General features: G+C 66.7%; 16 protein-coding genes. 10 read left to right on the forward strand and 6 right to left on the reverse strand.

Annotation, left to right across the window (positions count from 1 at the left end):
- Positions 1-70 precede the first annotated feature (70 nt).
- Complete coding sequence (gene pepQ, locus RZA67_RS02740) at positions 71-1,408, forward strand: Xaa-Pro dipeptidase (RefSeq protein ID WP_317210997.1); 1,338 nt, start codon at positions 71-73, stop codon at positions 1,406-1,408.
- 391 nt (positions 1,409-1,799) lie between these two features.
- Here pepQ and hemW read toward each other — a convergent pair whose 3' ends face one another.
- Genes hemW through rph form a run of 4 tightly spaced genes read right to left on the reverse strand, consistent with a single transcriptional unit; the run spans position 1,800 to position 4,786 of the window.
- On the reverse strand, positions 1,800-3,026 hold the full coding sequence (hemW, locus tag RZA67_RS02745; protein WP_317210999.1) for a radical SAM family heme chaperone HemW: 1,227 nt from the start codon (positions 3,024-3,026) through the stop codon (positions 1,800-1,802).
- A 46-nt stretch (positions 3,027-3,072) separates the two neighbouring features.
- Positions 3,073-3,678 carry an XTP/dITP diphosphatase gene (locus tag RZA67_RS02750; protein ID WP_317211000.1) on the reverse strand — a complete coding sequence of 202 codons (606 nt, stop codon included), beginning with the start codon at positions 3,676-3,678 and terminating at the stop codon, positions 3,073-3,075.
- Positions 3,678-4,064 carry a VOC family protein gene (locus tag RZA67_RS02755; RefSeq protein WP_317211001.1) on the reverse strand — a complete coding sequence of 129 codons (387 nt, stop codon included), beginning with the start codon at positions 4,062-4,064 and terminating at the stop codon, positions 3,678-3,680. Before RZA67_RS02755 ends, RZA67_RS02750 begins: the two co-directional genes overlap by 1 nt.
- Complete coding sequence (gene rph, locus RZA67_RS02760) at positions 4,061-4,786, reverse strand: ribonuclease PH (protein WP_317211002.1); 726 nt, start codon at positions 4,784-4,786, stop codon at positions 4,061-4,063. Before rph ends, RZA67_RS02755 begins: the two co-directional genes overlap by 4 nt.
- Positions 4,787-4,910: 124 nt before the next feature.
- Between rph and RZA67_RS02765 the strand changes: the two genes are divergently transcribed.
- From RZA67_RS02765 to RZA67_RS02805, 9 genes are all read left to right on the forward strand, one after another.
- Positions 4,911-5,771, forward strand: a complete 861-nt coding sequence (locus RZA67_RS02765; protein ID WP_317211003.1) for a YicC/YloC family endoribonuclease — start codon at positions 4,911-4,913, stop codon at positions 5,769-5,771.
- Complete coding sequence (gene gmk / locus RZA67_RS02770; RefSeq protein ID WP_317211004.1) at positions 5,768-6,433, forward strand: guanylate kinase; 666 nt, start codon at positions 5,768-5,770, stop codon at positions 6,431-6,433. The genes RZA67_RS02765 and gmk overlap by 4 nt, the downstream gene beginning before the upstream one ends.
- Before the next feature lie 140 nt (positions 6,434-6,573).
- Positions 6,574-6,873 carry a DNA-directed RNA polymerase subunit omega gene (rpoZ, locus tag RZA67_RS02775; RefSeq protein ID WP_005410877.1) on the forward strand — a complete coding sequence of 100 codons (300 nt, stop codon included), beginning with the start codon at positions 6,574-6,576 and terminating at the stop codon, positions 6,871-6,873.
- A gap of 105 nt (positions 6,874-6,978) precedes the next feature.
- Entirely contained in the window at positions 6,979-9,138 is a 2,160-nt protein-coding gene (locus RZA67_RS02780) for a bifunctional (p)ppGpp synthetase/guanosine-3',5'-bis(diphosphate) 3'-pyrophosphohydrolase (RefSeq protein WP_317211057.1), read from the forward strand.
- A gap of 161 nt (positions 9,139-9,299) precedes the next feature.
- Complete coding sequence (locus tag RZA67_RS02785) at positions 9,300-9,686, forward strand: RidA family protein (RefSeq protein ID WP_317211058.1); 387 nt, start codon at positions 9,300-9,302, stop codon at positions 9,684-9,686.
- Positions 9,687-9,701: 15 nt separating this feature from the next.
- Positions 9,702-11,813, forward strand: a complete 2,112-nt coding sequence (gene recG / locus RZA67_RS02790) for an ATP-dependent DNA helicase RecG (RefSeq protein ID WP_317211059.1) — start codon at positions 9,702-9,704, stop codon at positions 11,811-11,813.
- 223 nt (positions 11,814-12,036) lie between these two features.
- The gene (locus RZA67_RS02795) at positions 12,037-12,972 is read left to right on the forward strand and encodes a nucleoside hydrolase (protein WP_317211060.1); all 936 of its coding nucleotides are present in this window, start codon (positions 12,037-12,039) and stop codon (positions 12,970-12,972) included.
- A gap of 121 nt (positions 12,973-13,093) precedes the next feature.
- Positions 13,094-13,336 (forward strand): type B 50S ribosomal protein L31, encoded by a 243-nt coding sequence (locus RZA67_RS02800; protein ID WP_317211062.1) that lies wholly within the window; start codon positions 13,094-13,096, stop codon positions 13,334-13,336.
- A 286-nt stretch (positions 13,337-13,622) separates the two neighbouring features.
- Positions 13,623-14,900: a citrate synthase gene (locus RZA67_RS02805; protein WP_317211063.1), complete on the forward strand. Its 1,278-nt coding sequence runs from the start codon at positions 13,623-13,625 to the stop codon at positions 14,898-14,900.
- A 65-nt stretch (positions 14,901-14,965) separates the two neighbouring features.
- On the opposite strand, the gene RZA67_RS02810 is transcribed toward RZA67_RS02805, so the two are convergent.
- Positions 14,966-16,156 (reverse strand): ATP-binding protein, encoded by a 1,191-nt coding sequence (locus tag RZA67_RS02810; protein WP_317211064.1) that lies wholly within the window; start codon positions 16,154-16,156, stop codon positions 14,966-14,968.
- A 140-nt stretch (positions 16,157-16,296) separates the two neighbouring features.
- Positions 16,297-16,986 carry a winged helix-turn-helix domain-containing protein gene (locus RZA67_RS02815; protein WP_317211065.1) on the reverse strand — a complete coding sequence of 230 codons (690 nt, stop codon included), beginning with the start codon at positions 16,984-16,986 and terminating at the stop codon, positions 16,297-16,299.
- Positions 16,987-17,091 lie beyond the last annotated feature (105 nt).

Raw genomic sequence — 17,091 nt, forward strand, 5'->3', positions numbered from 1 at the left:
CCGGTTCCAGCACAGCAGGGCGGCGCCGCTTGCGGCACAATCAACAGCTGTTTTCCTGCGAGCCTGCCTGATGACCCAGCACGACCCTGCCACCCTGTATGCCGCCCACCTGGCCACGCTGAGCCAGCGTGCCGAGCAGGCGTTGGCCCGCGGTGGTTTCGACCACCTGGTGGTGCCCAGCGGCCGTCTGCATTACCAGGTCTTCGACGATCGTGATTACCCGTACGCGGTGAACCCGCAGTTCAAGGCGTGGCTGCCACTGACCCGCGTGCCCGACAGCTGGCTGGTGTTCACCCCCGGCAAGCGGCCGCAGGTGATCTTCCATCAGCCGTTCGATTACTGGCACGTGGTGCCGGATGCGCCCAGCGGGTGGTGGGTAGAGCATTTCGACATCCACATCATCCGCACGCCGCAGGAGGCGCTGGCGCTGCTGCCCGGTAACCGTGCCCGCTGTGCAGTGCTTGGCGAACCGCAGAGCACGCTCGGCGACTGGGTGCCGAACAACCCGGCGCCGGTGCTGGACTATCTGGACTACCACCGCGCGTTCAAGACGCCGTATGAGATCGCCTTGATGCGTCAGGCGCAGGTACTGGGCGTGCGCGGCCACCGCGCGGCCGAGGCCGCGTTCCGCAATGGTGCGGACGAGTTCACCATCCACATGGCGTACTGCCAGGCGGTGGGACAGGACGCCACCGAGCTGCCCTACGGCAACATCGTGGCGCTCAACGAACATGCCGCGGTGCTGCATTACACCGAACTGGGCCGTCGCGCGCCGCAGCCGCTGCGCAGCTTCCTGATCGATGCCGGCGCCAGCGCGCACGGCTATGCCAGCGACATCACCCGTACCTACGCTGCCGCCGGCCACGACGAGTTCGCGGCGATGATCGAAGCCGTGGACCAGGCGCAGCAGAAGATGTGCGCGGCGGTACGCGCCGGCTTCGATTACAGGCAGCTGCACATCGATGCGCATCTGTCGTTGATGGGCGTATTGAAGGACTTCGGTGTCATCAAGGTGTCGCCACAGACGGCACTGGAGACCGGCGTGAGCGCGGCGTTCTTCCCGCACGGCATCGGTCACTCGATCGGCCTGCAGGTGCACGATGTGGCCGGCTTCGCGGCCAGCGATGCCGGCGGCCGCATCGAGCGCCCGGCCGGTCATCCCTATCTGCGCCTGACCCGGCCGCTGGAGCGCGACATGGTGGTGACCATCGAGCCGGGCGTGTACTTCATCGACATGCTGCTGGACGAAGTGAAGAAGGCGGGCCATGGCGATGCGATTGCCTGGGACCGGGTGGACTTCTTCCGGCCTTACGGCGGCATCCGCATCGAAGACGAGGTGCTGTGCACCGATGGCGAAGCGGACAACCTGACCCGCCCGGTGTTTGCGGCAGCGGCGGCGAACGCCTGAGCCGCTCGAAGTCCGAGGCACGTAGCGCGGGGCTCTGCCCCGCTCCCATGGCAACCGCCAGATCAACAGCGTGACGACCAACGGTCGTCACCTACCAACAGCGGAGCGGCCCGCCGCGTGTCCGTTGCGCAGGCCCCCGGTAGGTGACGACCGTTGGTCGTCACGCCGTTGCCCGCACCCCCGCGGTACGCCCGAACGGCACGGCCACGCCGCCGCGTGTCCGTTGCGCGGGCCCCCGGTAGGGGACGACCGTTGGTCGTCACGCCGTTGCCCGCACCCCCGCGGTACGTCCGAACGGCACGGCTGCGCCGCTGGAGCGTGACGACCAACGGTCGTCACCTACCGAAGGGGAAGGCCAAGGTCACCCGCCGCACCCCCGCAACAATCCCCCCTACAGGAACAGCTCTACCACGTCATTGGTGAACCGCCGTCCCAGTTCGGTCGGCACCCACAGCTCACCCTCGCGGGCCAGCCAGCCGCGCTGCTGCGCCGTTGCCAACGGCGCGGCAATCGCTTCAGCCGCCAGCCCGGTGCGCGAACTGAAATCGCGCAGGCTGAAGCCTTCGTGCAACCGCAGCAGATTGAGCATGTATTCAAACGGCAGCCGCTCGGCGCTGATTACCTCATCACCGCCGATCGACGCCGCAGTGCCGGCCGTGTCCATGAACGTCTGCGGGTGCTTGTGCTTCCAGCGCCGCAGCACCTGCTGGCCGGCACCCGAGGAAATCTTGCCGTGCGCTCCCGCGCCGATGCCGAGGTAGTCGCCAAAGCGCCAGTAGTTGAGATTGTGCGCGCTCTGCCGGCCCGGCCGTGCATACGCGCTGACTTCGTACTGCGCGTAACCGTGCTCGGCCAGCAGCGCCTGGCAGCGCTCCTGCATGTCCCAGGCATGGTCTTCGTCCGGGATGCCCTGCGGCGGCCGGGCGTGAAAGACCGTGTTGGGCTCCAGCGTCAGCTGATAATGCGAGAGGTGTGCCGGCTGCAAGGCGAACGCACGTTCCAGGTCATGCTCGGCGCTGGCCAGCGTCTGCTCGGGCAGCGCGTACATCAGGTCGATGTTGAAGTTGTCATAGCCTGCGTCCTGGGCCATCTTCACCGCACGCTCGGCCTGGCCGCTGTCGTGGATGCGGCCAAGGCGCTTGAGCGCTTCATCGTCGAAGCTCTGGATGCCGAAGCTCAGCCGGTTCACGCCGGCCCGACGGTACAGATCGAAGCGACCGTGTTCGGCCGTACCGGGGTTGGTCTCCAGTGTGATCTCGGCATTCGGCGCAAAGCGCAGGCGCGCCGAGGCCTGCTGCAGAAAGCGGTCGATCGCTTCGGGCGGAAACAGGCTGGGCGTGCCGCCACCGAAAAACACGCTGTGCACCACACGGCCCCAGACCAGTGGCAGGTCCTGGTCGAGGTCGGCCACCAGCGCGTCGATGTAGGCCTCGAACGGCAGCGCGCCCTTGGCCTGGTGCGAATTGAAATCGCAGTACGGGCACTTGCGTACGCACCACGGCAGGTGCACGTACAGCGACAACGGCGGCGGCACCAGCACCGGGGCCGGGTCGTGTGCGTGGTCGCCGGTGCAGGCTTCGCCGGGTGGGTGGGTGCAGTGCGTGTGGGAGGACGACATGGGTTTCATCGCGGGTGCCGGCAGCAGGTCGGTCGTGCAGTGGGGCTCAGGCGGAGAGCAGGCGCGCGCCCAGCTGCTGCTTGAGCTGCTGCAGCGCCCGTGCGCGGTGGCTGATGCGGTTCTTCTGCGCAGCGTCCATCTCGGCAGCGGTCAGGTTGTGCTGTGGGTCCAGGAACACCGGGTTGTATCCGAAGCCATTGCTGCCGCGCGCCTCGCGCAGAATCACCCCTTCCCAGGAACCCTCGCAGATCAGCGGCTGCGGGTCGTGGGCGTGACGCAGCAGGACGATCACCGCATGGAAGCGTGCGCTGCGCTGGTCGTCGGGTACCTCGGCCAAGGCCTGCAGCAGCTTGGCATTGTTGGCTGCATCGTCGGTCGGGCTGCCCGCGTAGCGGGCGCTGTACAGACCCGGCGCGCCGTCCAGTGCGTCAACGATCAGACCCGAGTCGTCAGCCAGTGCGGGCAGACCGGTCGCCCGGCAGGCGGCGCGTGCCTTGAGCAGCGCGTTCTCGACGAAGGTCAGGCCGGTCTCGTCCACATCACCCAGGCCCAGCTCGGCCGCCGAGCGGATCTGCAGCGGCAGGTCGGCCAGCATGGCCTGCATCTCCTTGAGCTTGCCCGCATTGTGGCTGGCCAGTACGAGGGTAGTCATCAGCGTGGCTCCAGCAGGTCCCAGGTGTTGCCGTACAAATCGCGGAACACCGCGACCGTGGCGTAGGATTCGTGGCGCGGTGCTTCCAGGAACTCCACGCCTGCTGCCAGCATCGCCGCATGGTCGCGCCGGAAATCGTCGGTGTGGAGGAAGAAGCCGACCCGGCCACCGGTCTGGTTGCCGATGCGGCTGCGCTGGTCCTCGTTGCTGGCACGGGCCAGCAGCAGTGCGGCCGCGCTGCCGTCGGTCGGCCCGACCACCACCCAGCGCCTGTTGCCCTGGTCGATGTCCTCGAGCAGGGCGAAGCCAAGCTTGCCGGTGTACCAGGCGATGGCCTCGTCGTACTCGGCCACCAGCAGGGTGGTCAGGGCAATGCGGCGGCTCATGCCGACAGCGCCGCCTGCTGGGCAGCCAGCAGTTCGCTCACACCCTTCTCAGCCAGGCCGAGCAGGGCATCGAGCTCGTCACGGCGGAACGCATGGCCTTCGGCCGTGCCCTGCAGCTCAATGAAGCCGCCACCGTCGTTCATCACCACATTCATGTCGGTGTCGCAGTCGCTGTCCTCGGCGTAATCCAGATCCAGCACTGGCGTGCCGCGGTAGACACCCACCGACACCGCCGCCACGGCGCCGAGCACCGGGTTGCGCTTGATGTCGCCACGCTTCATCAGCACGTTCACCGCGTCCACCAGGGCGACGTAGGCACCGGTGATGGCCGCCGTGCGGGTGCCGCCGTCGGCCTGCAGCACATCGCAGTCCAGCGTGATGGTGCGCTCGCCCAACGCGTTGCGGTCCACGCAGGCACGCAGGCTGCGACCGATCAGGCGCTGGATCTCCAGCGTGCGGCCGCCCTGCTTGCCGCGCGCCGCTTCGCGGTCGCTGCGGGTGTGGGTGGCGCGCGGCAGCATGCCGTACTCGGCGGTCACCCAGCCTTCGCCCTTGCCGCGCAGGAAGCCCGGCACGCGGTTTTCAACGCTGGCGGTGCACAGCACGCGGGTCTCGCCAAAGCACACCAGCACCGAGCCCTCGGCATGGCGGGTGAAGCCGCGTTGGATGACGACCGGACGCAACTGGTCAGGCTGGCGGCCGCTGGGACGGGAATCGGACATGCTGGGGGTTCCGTGAAGACAGGGGGGAACGCCGCCATGCCCGCACCCATGGCGGGGGCGGGCAGGGAGGCTGGAATAGGGCGGCTAGGGTAACATTCCCGCTTTGCGAGCATCGGAAACCCTCATGATTCGAAGCATGACCGCCTATGCCGGCGGCGAGCGCGCCACCCCGTGGGGCACGCTGGGCTGCGAGCTGCGCTCGGTGAATCACCGCTTCCTGGAGGTGGGCACGCGCCTGCCGGAAGAGCTGCGCGCGCTGGAGCCGCAGCTGCGCGAGCGCATCGCTGCCCGGCTGAGCCGCGGCAAGCTGGACCTGGTGATGCGCCTGCGCGCGCCGGAGTCGGCCGCCAGCCTGCAGGTTAACGAAGCGCTGCTGGGTCAGCTGGGCCAGCTGGCGCACCGGCTCACTTCCGACTTTCCCAACCTGCAGGTGAGCTTCACCGAGTTGCTGCAGCTGCCTGGTGTGACCCAGGGTGAGGCCGCCGATGCTGCCGCCCTGCAGGCCGAAGCGCTGGCGCTGTTGGAGCAGGTGCTGGACGGGTTCATCGCCGCGCGTGAACGTGAGGGCGACAAGCTGGCCACCGCCATCAGTGAACGTGTGGAGTCCATCGCACGCATTGCCGGTGAGGTCCGCACCCTGATCCCGGCCATTCGCGAGGGCCAGCGGGTCAAGCTGGCCGCGCGCCTGGCCGACCTGCCGCACCCGGTCGATCCCGGCCGCGCCGAGCAGGAGCTGGTGATGTGGCTGCAGAAGCTGGACGTGGATGAGGAACTGGACCGGCTGGGCAGCCACATCGTGGAGATCCGCCGGGTGCTCACCCAGCGCGAGCCGGTCGGGCGCCGCCTCGACTTCCTGCTGCAGGAGTTCAACCGCGAAGCCAACACCCTGGGCTCCAAATCGGTGGACAGCCGCACCTCCAATGCCGCCGTCGAGCTGAAGGTACTGATCGACCAGATCCGCGAACAGGTACAGAACATCGAATGAGCATCCAGCCCACGCCGAACGGCAAGCCCGCGCGCGGTACGCTGTACATCGTTGCCGCCCCCTCGGGCGCCGGCAAGAGCAGCATCGTCAATGCCACGCTGGCGCGCGATCCGCAGATCGCGCTGTCCATTTCCTTCACCTCGCGGGCGATGCGTCCGGGCGAGGTCAACGGTCAGCACTATCACTTCGTCAGTGCCGGCGAGTTCGAGCGGATGATCGCCGCGGGCGACTTCTTCGAGCACGCCTGGGTGCACGGCGACTGGAAAGGCACCGCCCGTCAGTCGGTGGAACCGCAGCTGGCCGCCGGCCAGGACGTGCTGCTGGAGATCGACTGGCAGGGCGCCCAGCAGGTACGCCAACTGGTGCCGGGCACGGTGACGGTGTTCATCCTGCCGCCCTCGCGGCAGGCGCTGCAGGACCGCATGCGCAAGCGTGGCCAGGACAGCGAGGCGGTGATCGCCCAGCGGCTGGGCGCGGCGCGTGAGGAGATGCTGCACTTCAACGATTTCGACTACGTCATCGTCAATGAAGTGTTCGACACCGCCGTCGATGAGCTGTGCGCCATCTTCACCGCCAGCCGCCTGCGCCGCGAGGCGCAGAAGGTCCGCCATGCCGGCCTGATCCAGGCGCTGCTCAGCCCCGAACCCGGGGAGAGCGACTGACCGGACGGGTCCGGGTCTGCAACTGGTTGATTCATAAAGGCTGGGGGCAGGGCTGGCTTGATTTTGTCCAGCCCCTGCCGCTACACTCCATCCCCTTTCCCTCATTCGACTGAGCGGCCGACCGGTCGCCGGGAGCCCGTATGGCCCGCATCACCGTAGAAGATTGCCTGGAAGTCGTTAACAACCGTTTCGAGCTGGTCATGATGGCGTCCAAGCGCGCCCGTCAGCTTGCCAACGGCGTGCAGGCCACGCTGGACAACAGCGAAACCGAAGACAAGCCGACCGTGCTGGCGCTGCGCGAGATCGCCGCCCGCAAGATCGACAACGCGCTGATCGACGAAGTCGAGAAGGCCGAGCGTGAGCGTGCCGAGCGCGAAGCGCTGGAGTGGGCCGCCGCGGAAGTGGTGGCCGATGAAGACATGTCGAAGAACGACGACTGATTGACTCAGTCAATCGTCTAGTACATGCCTGAAAGAGCCCGCCTTGCGCGGGCTCTTTCGCATTCAGGGTTTGCTGTTATTCGCCTGCTGGAATAGTCTGCGGCCATGAACCCAGGCCCCACTGCCAAGGTCGCCGCGCCGCCCGCCGCGGTTGTACCCGATTACGTCCTGCAACTTGAACGCGCGGCAAGCTATCTGCCGCCCGACCAGGTGCCGCTGCTGCGGCGCGCATGGGAGGTGGGTGCCTCGGCGCACGCCGGGCAGACACGCAAGTCCGGCGAACCGTACATCACCCACCCGGTGGCCGTGGCGCAGGTGCTGGCCGAGCTCGGCCTGGATGTCGAGGCGCTGATCGCCGCGATCCTGCACGACACCATTGAAGACACCCCGCTGACCCGCGAAGCCCTGGCGGCCGAGTTCGGCGAAGCGGTTGCCGAGCTGGTCGATGGCGTGACCAAGCTGGACAAGCTGAAGTTCCGCGACCGCCAGGAAGCGGCGGCCGAGAGCTTCCGCAAGATGCTGCTGGCGATGTCGCGCGACCTGCGCGTGATCATGATCAAGCTGGCCGACCGCCTGCACAACATGCGCACCCTCGGCGCGCAGAGCCGCGAGGCGCGCGGCCGCATCGCCCGCGAAACGCTGGAGATCTATGCGCCCATCGCCCAGCGCCTGGGCATGAGCCTGGTCAAGAGCGAGCTGCAGAACCTGGGCTTCAAGGCGCTGTACCCGTGGCGCCACGCGATCATTGAAAAGCACATCCGCAGCCAGCCGGTGGTGCGCCGCGAGGCGATGGCGCAGGTGGAGGTGCAGCTGAGCCAGCGCCTGGCCAAGGAAGGGCTGGAGCACCGGCTGGTGAGCCGGATCAAGACCCCTTGGAGCATCTACAACAAGATGCGCGAGGAGAACAAAAGCTTCGACCAGGTCATGGACGTGTTCGGCTTCCGGCTGGTGGTGCGCAGCGTGCCCAACAGCTACCACGCGCTGGGCTCGGTGCACGCCACGTTCAAACCGCTGGATGGCCGCTTCCGCGATTTCATCGCCATTCCCAAGGCCAACGGCTACCAGTCACTGCACACCGTGCTGTTCGGTCCGTACGGCTCGCCGATCGAGGTGCAGATCCGCACCGAGGAAATGGACCTGATTGCCGAGCGCGGCGTGGCCGCGCACTGGACCTACAAGTTCGGTGGTGACTCGCCCAACAGCGCGCAGAGCCGCGCTCACGCCTGGATCGTCGAGCTGATCGACTCGCAGCGCGCCGCCGGCTCGTCGCTGGAGTTCCTGGACAACGTCAAGGTCGACCTGTTCCCCGACGAGGTCTACCTGTTCACGCCCAAGGGCAAGATCCTGGCGTTGCCGCGCAATGCCACCGCCTTGGACTTCGCCTACGCGGTGCACACCGATGTCGGCAACACCGCCGTGGCATCGCGCGTGGACAAGAAGCTGGTGCCCTTGCGGACCAAGCTGGTGTCCGGCCAGTCGGTGGAGATCATCACCGCGCGCTCGGCCACGCCCAAGCCGCAGTGGCTGGAATTCGTGGTCACCAGCAAGGCGCGTACCGCCATCCGTCACCAGCTCAAGCAGCTTGAGCACGAGGACGCGGTGCAGCTGGGTCATCGCATGCTGGACCGCGCGCTGGAGGCCATGGATTCGTCGCTGGAGCGGCTGCCCAAGGGCCGCCTCGACGCCTTCCTGGCCGAACACCGCTTCCCGCGCCTCGAGGCCCTGCTGGCCGAAGTGGCGCTGGGCAACTGGATGCCGACCCAGGCCGCGCAGGCGCTGATGGCCTACGCCGAACTGCGTGGCGGCGCCGGCGGACGGCATTCGCAGGAGAAGATCCTGATCAACGGCAGCGAGCGCGGCGTGGTCACCTTCGCCAACTGCTGCCAGCCGATTCCGGGCGATGACATCATGGGCTACCACACCGCCGGCAAGGGCATCGTGGTGCATCGCATGGACTGTCCGAACCTGGCCGAGCTGCGCAAGTCGCCCGAGCGCTGGGTGCTGATCGGCTGGGATACCACGGTGTCCGGTGACTACGACACCTCGCTGATCGTCGAGGTGGAAAACGGCACCGGGGTGCTGGCGCAGCTGGCCGCCGCCATCGCGCAGAGCCAGTCCAACATTGAACGGGTGGATTATCTGGACCGCGATTTCAATGCCGCGGTGCTGGCGTTCAATGTACAGGTGCGCGACCGCAATCATCTGGCCGAAGTCATGCGTCGTCTGCGCCGCCTGTCGGTGGTGCAGTCGGTACGCCGGCAGTAGGCGACGCGGCGCCCGGTAGGTGACGACCGTTGGTCGTCACAGCCTGCTCCGGTAGGTGACGACCGTTGGTCGTCACGCTTTCCCCGGCAGCGGGGCAGAGCCCCGCTCTACGCGGTCCGGTACAATCAGCGCTCTGTTTTTTCGACTCACCGGAGTGCCGCATGTCCCGCAAGATCATCAACACCGCCAAGGCCCCGGCCGCCATCGGCCCGTACTCGCAGGCCGTGCAGGCCGGCAACACCGTCTACTTCTCCGGCCAGATTCCGCTGGACCCGGCCACCGGCGAGATCGTCGGTGCCGGTGACGTGGAAGCCCAGGCCCGTCGCGCCTTCGACAACCTCAAGGCGGTGGCCGAAGAAGCCGGCGGCTCGCTCGACCAGATCGTGCGCCTGGGCCTGTACCTGACCGACCTGGGCGAGTTCGCCAAGGTCAACGCGGTCATGCAGGACTATTTCCAGGCACCGTTCCCGGCGCGCTCCACCATCGAAGTGTCCGGCCTGCCCAAGGGCGCCAACTTCGAAGTCGACGCGGTGATGGTCATCGGCTGATCGGCTGATCGGCTGATGGCGCGCAAGGCGCTTGCAACCCCTGCGCTGGCACCGGCCGGCGAGGCCACGCTGGCGATGCTCGCCGGCGTCGGTCCGGCCGTGGCCGGCAAACTGCAGGCGCGTGGTCTGGCCACTCTGCAGGACCTGTGGCTGCACCTGCCGCTGCGGTATGAAGACCGCACCCGTGTCTGCCTGATTGAAGACCTGCGCACGGGCGTGCCCGCGCAGGTGGAAGGACGTGTGGTAGCGGTCGAGCGCGCCATGCGCAGGCGCCCGATGCTGAAGGTCGCCATCGAGGATGAAGGGCGCGGCACGCTGGTGCTGCGCTTTTTCCAGTTCCGCCAGCAGCAGCTGGGACAGTTCGCGGTGGGCAACCGGCTGCGGTGTTTCGGCACGCCCAAGCCGGGGCAGGTGGGGCTGGAAATCGTCCACCCCAGTTACCACGTGCTGGGCCGGCATGACGATCCGCCGCTGGGGGACAGTCTCGACCCGGTATATCCGGCCGTGGAAGGTGTCGGCCCGGCGACGATGCGCAAGCTGATCGGGCAGGCGCTTGACCGGCTGCCGGACGAGGCCTCGCTGGAACTGCTCCCGCCGGGCTGGCTCGACGGGTTGTCGCTGCCTTCGCTGCGCAGTGCACTGCTTACCGTGCATCGCCCGCCGGTGGATGCCGACCTGGCGGCGCTGGCGGCTGGCACCCACACCGCGCAGCGCCGACTTGCGCTGGAAGAGCTGCTGGCCCATCACCTCAGTCTGCGCCGCCAGCGCATCGCGCTGCAGGCGCACCACGCACCGCCACTGGCCGGTGCGGGCCGGCTGGCCAAGGCCCTGCTCAAGCAGCTGCCGTTCGCGCTCACCGGCGCGCAGCAGCGCGTGTTCGCACAGATCCGCCAGGACCTGGCCCGGCCCAGCCCGATGCTGCGGCTGGTGCAGGGCGATGTGGGTTCGGGCAAGACCGTGGTGGCCGCGCTGGCGGCGATGCTGGCGGTGGAGCAGGGCAAGCAGGTGGCGCTGGCGGCGCCAACCGAGCTGCTCGCCGAACAGCATCTGTTGAACCTGCGCAACTGGCTGCAGCCGCTGGGCGTGGAGGTGGCATGGCTGGCTGGCAAGGTCACCGGCAAGGCGCGTGCGAGCGTGCTCGAGGCGGTGGCCAACGGACAGGCGCAGGTAGTGGTCGGCACCCACGCGCTCATGCAGGAAGCGGTGGTCTTTCATGATCTTGCCCTGGCCATCGTCGACGAGCAGCACCGCTTCGGTGTGCATCAGCGCCTGGCGCTGCGCGACAAGGGCGCGGGCGCGCACAGCGTGCCGCACCAGCTGGTGATGACTGCCACACCGATTCCGCGCACGCTGGCGATGTCCGAGTACGCTGACCTGGATGTGTCCGCCATCGACGAACTGCCTCCCGGGCGCACGCCAGTGCAGACCGTGGCACTCAACGCTGACCGGCGTCCCGAGCTGATCGAGCGCATCGCGCTGGCCTGCGCGGAGGGGCGGCAGGTGTACTGGGTGTGCACGTTGATCGAGGAAAGCGAGGAGCTCGACGCCACGCCCGCGCAGGCCACCTATGAGTCGCTGCAGGCGCTGCTGCCGGGTGTACGGGTCGGTCTGGTGCATGGCCGGATGAAAGCGGCCGAGAAGCAGGCCACGATGGTGGCGTTCAAGGCCGGCGACATCGATCTTCTGGTGGCGACCACGGTGATCGAAGTGGGCGTGGACGTACCCAATGCTTCGCTGATGGTGATCGAGAATGCCGAGCGGCTGGGACTGGCGCAGCTGCACCAGCTGCGGGGACGGGTGGGGCGTGGCTCGGCGGTTTCGCGCTGCGTGCTGCTGTACCAGGGCCCGCTCTCTGCCATGGCGCGGCAGCGCCTGCAGACCATGCGCGAAACCAACGACGGCTTTCTCATTGCCGAGAAGGACCTGGAACTGCGTGGCCCCGGCGAGTTGCTCGGGACGCGCCAGACCGGTCTGGCCGGTTTCCGCATTGCCGATCTGGCCCGCGACGCGGGCCTGCTGCCGGGCGTACACGCGCTGGCCGACCGCTTGCTTGAGCAGCAGCCGGCGCTGGCTGACCGGCTGGTCGAACGCTGGATCGGCACCGCCGTGCGGTACGCCTCGGCGTAGCGCCGGGCTCTGCCCGGCGGCTCTTCGAACAGATCGCGGCGGTCTTGCCGCGCCTCGCGCTCGCCCGGTGCTATGCCGGTCGGGTCGCGATCAAGCCTCGCTTCGCGCTCGCCGGGCAGAGCCCGGCGCTACGAGTCAGAGCCGGCGATACGGCGTCGGTGGCCGGTCTTGCAACGCTGCGCGTCCCGGTCCACACTTCGTTGCCGCTCCGTAGACGGCAACCATGACCCAGAAGATTCCGCTGTTGATCGACACCGACCCCGGTGTGGACGATGCCTTGGCCCTGTTGATGGCCTTCGCCGATCAACGCCACGAGGTGGTCGCGCTGACCATCGCGGCCGGCAATGTCGGCCTGGAGTACACCGTACGCAATGGCCTGAAGCTGTGCGAAGTCGCCGGCCGCGACGACGTGCCGGTGTTCGCCGGCAGCCCCGATCCGCTGTTGCATCCGTCGGTCGATGCCGCGCATGTGCATGGCCGCGATGGGTACGGTGACGTGGATCTGCCGCTGCCCAGGCGTCAGGCCGAGGCCGAGCACGCGGCACTGGCGATCCTGCGGCTGTCCCACCAGTACAACGGCGAGCTGATGCTGGTGATGCTGGGCCCGCTGACCAATCTGGCGCTGGCGCTGAAACTCGATCCGACCCTGCCGCAGCGTATCGGGCGCATTGTGGTGATGGGCGGAGCGGTGACCTGCCACGGCAACATCACCCCCGCAGCCGAGTTCAATATCGCTTTCGATCCGGAAGCGGCCCACGTAGTGTTCACCGCGTTCCCGCATTTGAAGGTCTCGGACTGGGAAGCGACCGTAGCTCACGGGCTGCCGCTGCCGCAGGCCGAACAATGGCTGCAGGCCGACGATGCGCGTGCCCGGTTCTATGAGCTCATTTCGCGCAAGACCCGGGCGCTGTCCGAGGACAGCAGGGGTGACCGCTGGTTCACCGCCGACGCGTTGGCGATGGCCTGGGCGCTGAACCCCGATGGCGCGCTGCGGGTCGAGGCGCGGCCGTTGTCGATCGAACTGAACGGCACGTTCAGCCGCGGTGCTACCGTAGTGGACTGGAACCGCCAGACCGGGCGGCCAGACAACTGTGAGTTGCTGATGGAGTACGACCAGCAGCGCTTCGAGGCACTGGTCCGGCAGGCATTGGGCGCCTGACCCGTGCAGCCCCGGCGCCGCAGAAGCGCGGCGGTTCGGGGCCGGACGGGGCAGACTTGCCCCGGGCCGATGGCCGCGCTTATAATGCCGCTCTTAACTAGCCCACCAAGGTGTGCCGCCCATGAAGGCCGATATCCATCCTGATTACCGCGACGTCGTCTTCCATGACGTCACCTCCGACTTCAAGTTCCTGACCCGCTCGACCATGTCCACCAAGGACAGCATCAAGTGGGAAGACGGCAACGAGTACCCGCTCGTGAAGGTCGAAATCTCCTCCGCTTCGCACCCGTTCTACACGGGCAAGCACAAGGTGATCGACACCTCCGGCCGTATCGACAAGTTCCAGAAGCGTTACGCTCGCTGAGACCTGCCGGACCGAGCTTGAAGCAGCGGCCGCGCATTGCGCGGCCGTTTGCTTTTGGGGAGCGGGCGGCAATGCGGCGCTGGAACGCTGCGTTCGTGCCGCGTATGGACGCCTGCAACGGCAGCACATGCCGCGTCCCGGGTGCAGGCCGTCTACGACTTCCGTCTACCCCCTGCAAAATGCTGCTGTGCGATAATGCTCCGATCCCCGGCACAGGCCGAGGACGTCATTCACGTGCCTGACCAATGCGCTTGGGCAGGCGCCTTCCCATGAAGGAGCGCAAACAGTGTCCGATCTTGCTCAGGTCACGCTCAACGCCGGCGACACGTCGGTTGTTCTGCCGGTCATCAAACCCACTCTCGGCAACGACTGCGTCGACATTTCGAAGCTGACCAAGGAAACGGGGTACTTCACCTACGATTCCGGCTTCACCGCTACCGCCAGCTGCAAGTCCGCCATCACCTACATCGACGGCGACAACGGCGTGCTGCTGTACCGCGGTTACCCGATCGAGCAGCTCTCGGAAAAGTCGAGCTACGTCGAAGTGGCTTACCTGCTGATCAATGGCGAACGCCCGAGCGCCGAGCAGCTTGAGGCCTTCAATGCCGAACTGGCCGCCGAGGCCGATGTTGATGCGTCGATCAACACCCTGATCGGCAGCTTCGCCAAGGATGCCCACCCGATGGCGATCCTGGCGGCCTCCATCGCCCAGCTGTCTGCTCAGTACCACGCCTCGCTGGACCTTTCCGACGCCGACCAGCGTCGCCAGGCTGCCGTGCGCCTGATCGCCAAGGTTCCGACCCTGTCGGCGCTGATCTACCGCCACGGCAAGGGCCTGCCGGCCAACAAGCCGGATACCTCGCTGGACTACGTCAGCCGCTTCCTGAAGCAGACCTTCGAGTCGGCCGATGGCCAGTACGAACTGAACCAGGACGTGGTCAAGGCGCTGGACCTGCTGTTCATCCTGCACGCCGATCACGAGCAGAACGCCTCGACCTCGACCGTACGCCTGGTCGGTTCGACCGGTGCCAATCCGTACGCGTCGGTGGCCGCTGGCGTCACCGCGCTGTGGGGTCCGGCCCACGGCGGTGCCAACGAAGCCGTGTTGAAGATGCTTGAAGAGATCGGCAGCGCGGACAACGTCGAGTCGGCTGTGCTCAAGGCCAAGGACAAGACCTCCGGCTTCCGCCTGATGGGCTTCGGCCACCGCGTCTACAAGAACTTCGACCCGCGCGCCAAGGTCATCGGTGAGATGACCAGCAAGGTACTGCAGCAGCTGGGCGTACAGGATCCGCTGCTGGACGTTGCGGTGAAGCTGGAACAGGCGGCGCTGCAGGACGATTACTTCGTCGCCCGCAAGCTGTACCCGAACGTCGATTTCTACAGCGGCATCATCTACAAGGCGCTGCAGATCCCGACCGAGATGTTCACGGTGATGTTCGCCCTGGGCCGCACGTCCGGCTGGGTGGCGCACTGGCTGGAACAGCAGGTCGACCCGGAGATGAAGATCGGCCGTCCGCGCCAGGTCTACACCGGTCACGACGTGCGCGACTACCAGGGCTGATCGCTCCGGCGGACGCAGCTTGAAGAACGCCCCGCATCGCGGGGCGTTTGCGTGTCCGGTATCGTTCAGGTCGCCAGGTCGGCCTGATGGATCAGCAGTTCCAGGCGGGCCCCGCCAAGCGGCGACTGCAGCGCTTCCAGGCTGCCACCATGGCGTTCAGCAATGGCTCTGGCCATGGCAAGGCCCAAGCCGAAGCCCCCCGCATTCCGGCCCAGCCGGACATACGGTTCAAACACCCGCTGACGATCCTCTACCGCGATTCCTTCGCCATCGTCGTCGATCCGGAAGCGTATCGCCTCGTCGACCCGATCGATGGTGATCTCGATGCGGCTCCTGGCATGCGTACAGGCATTTCCGACAAGGTTGCGAAGTGCCAGCTCCAATGCGGCGGCATTGGCATTGATGGGGGGCAATGGCGCGTGGTGCAGGCTGAAGGCAATATCGGCGCGGCCTTCGATGACGTGCAGCACCGCACGCATCAGGCTTTCAACATCCACCTGATCCCGCTCCACGATGGGCATGCGGCCGAAACGCATGTATTCAACGCCGGCATTGGTCAGCGCCTCCAGCGTCTCCAGATCGGCGCGCAGATCCTGGACCAGCGCGTGCGTTGCAGGGTCGAGGTCGTCCTGCTCTTCCAGATAGCCGGTAGTGAAGCGCAGCCGTGCCAGCGGCGTACGCATCTCGTGGGCAACCGCCTGGCTCATCAAACGCTGTCCGTCGAGCAGGGCCTGCATCTGCGCCGAGAGTTCGTGCAATGCCAGGCCGAGCGGGCGCATCAATCGCGTGCGCATGCGTGGCACATCCTGATTGAACTCGTTGGCATGCATGCCGCGAACCGTTGCATCAAGCAGGTCGACATCATGGCCCAACCACCGGATGAGCAGAAAGATGGGGGCGGCAATGGCACCTGTCAGCACGAGCAGCAGTTCGACGATATCGCCCGCATCGAACAGATCGATATCCTCCTCGAGGTCCGCGCCGGCCTCGGTCTCGCCCACGCGCAGAACCATATCGGTGCCTGTCAGCTGCCCGTAGCTGGTTCTGTCATCGTCGGTAAGCACCACGCGGCCCTTGGAAAGCGCCCGCTGCTGGTCGGCGTCGAGCATCCCCCCAATGGCCTGCCTGGAATACAGGGCGAGGGAGCGCTGGACCTGCAGCTGCAGTGCGCTGAGGGCGGCTGGGCGCGAGGCGGGCGGGATGGCCAGCAGCTGCTGCTGGATCAGGGCGTGGGTTGCCCGGCTCTGCAGGATCATCGCCCGGTGCTGCTGCGCTGCGCTGATCCGGTCCCAGATGAACATGCCGGCCACCAGCAGCAGTGTCTGGCCGACAGCCAGCACAATGCAGTAGCGCAGGTAGAGAGCGAAGGCTGTTCCTGTTCGCCAGGAACGCCTGCTCATTGCCACGTGCCGGGGCTGAACAGATAGCCGCGGCCACGCACCGTTCTGATGCGCAGAGGTTCCTGTTCGTTGTCGCCCAGCTTGCGTCGCAGGCGCGACACACGGGCATCGATGGACCGATCCATACCATCAAAGTCGATACCACGCAGCGCTTTGAAAAGCTGTTCACGATTTACGACCTGCCCGGCATTGCGCGCCAGCATCAACAGCAGATCGAACTCGGCAGTGGTCAGCTGTACCGGCTGATCGTCCAGCTCGACCATCCGTCCTTCAGGATTGATGCGCAGTGTGCCGAAGGCGATGGTTGTGGAAGCAGTCGCCGGGCTCTGGCGGCGGCGCAGATGTGCACGCAGCCGCGCAAGCAGCACCCGGGGCTCGACGGGCTTGGGGATGTAGTCGTCGGCCCCCAGCTCCAGCCCGAGCACATGGCTGATGTCGTCACCGCGAGCGCTGAAGATCAGCAGCAGGCCCTCGTAGCGGCTGCGCATCTCGCGGCACAGGTCCATCCCGTCCATGTCCGGCAGCTGCAGGTCGAGAAGAACCACATCAGGGGTGCTTTCCGCCAGCCGTTGCAGTGCCTGCGCGCCGTCAGAGGCGCAGACAATGGTGAAATGATGGGCGAGCAGGTACCGCGAGATCATCTGTGCAAGCCGGACATCATCTTCCACAAGCAGGAGTTTTGGCATTGACCAACCGAGGGGTGAGCGAAGAGGAAAATGCTATGAGGCGGCCTTGCGGAACGATATGGGGATTTCTGCAAGAAGCAGATCAGAGGTGAGCCGACGACGTCC

It is taken from the genome of Stenotrophomonas sp. C3(2023) (assembly GCF_032911385.1).
Lineage (GTDB): Bacteria > Pseudomonadota > Gammaproteobacteria > Xanthomonadales > Xanthomonadaceae > Stenotrophomonas.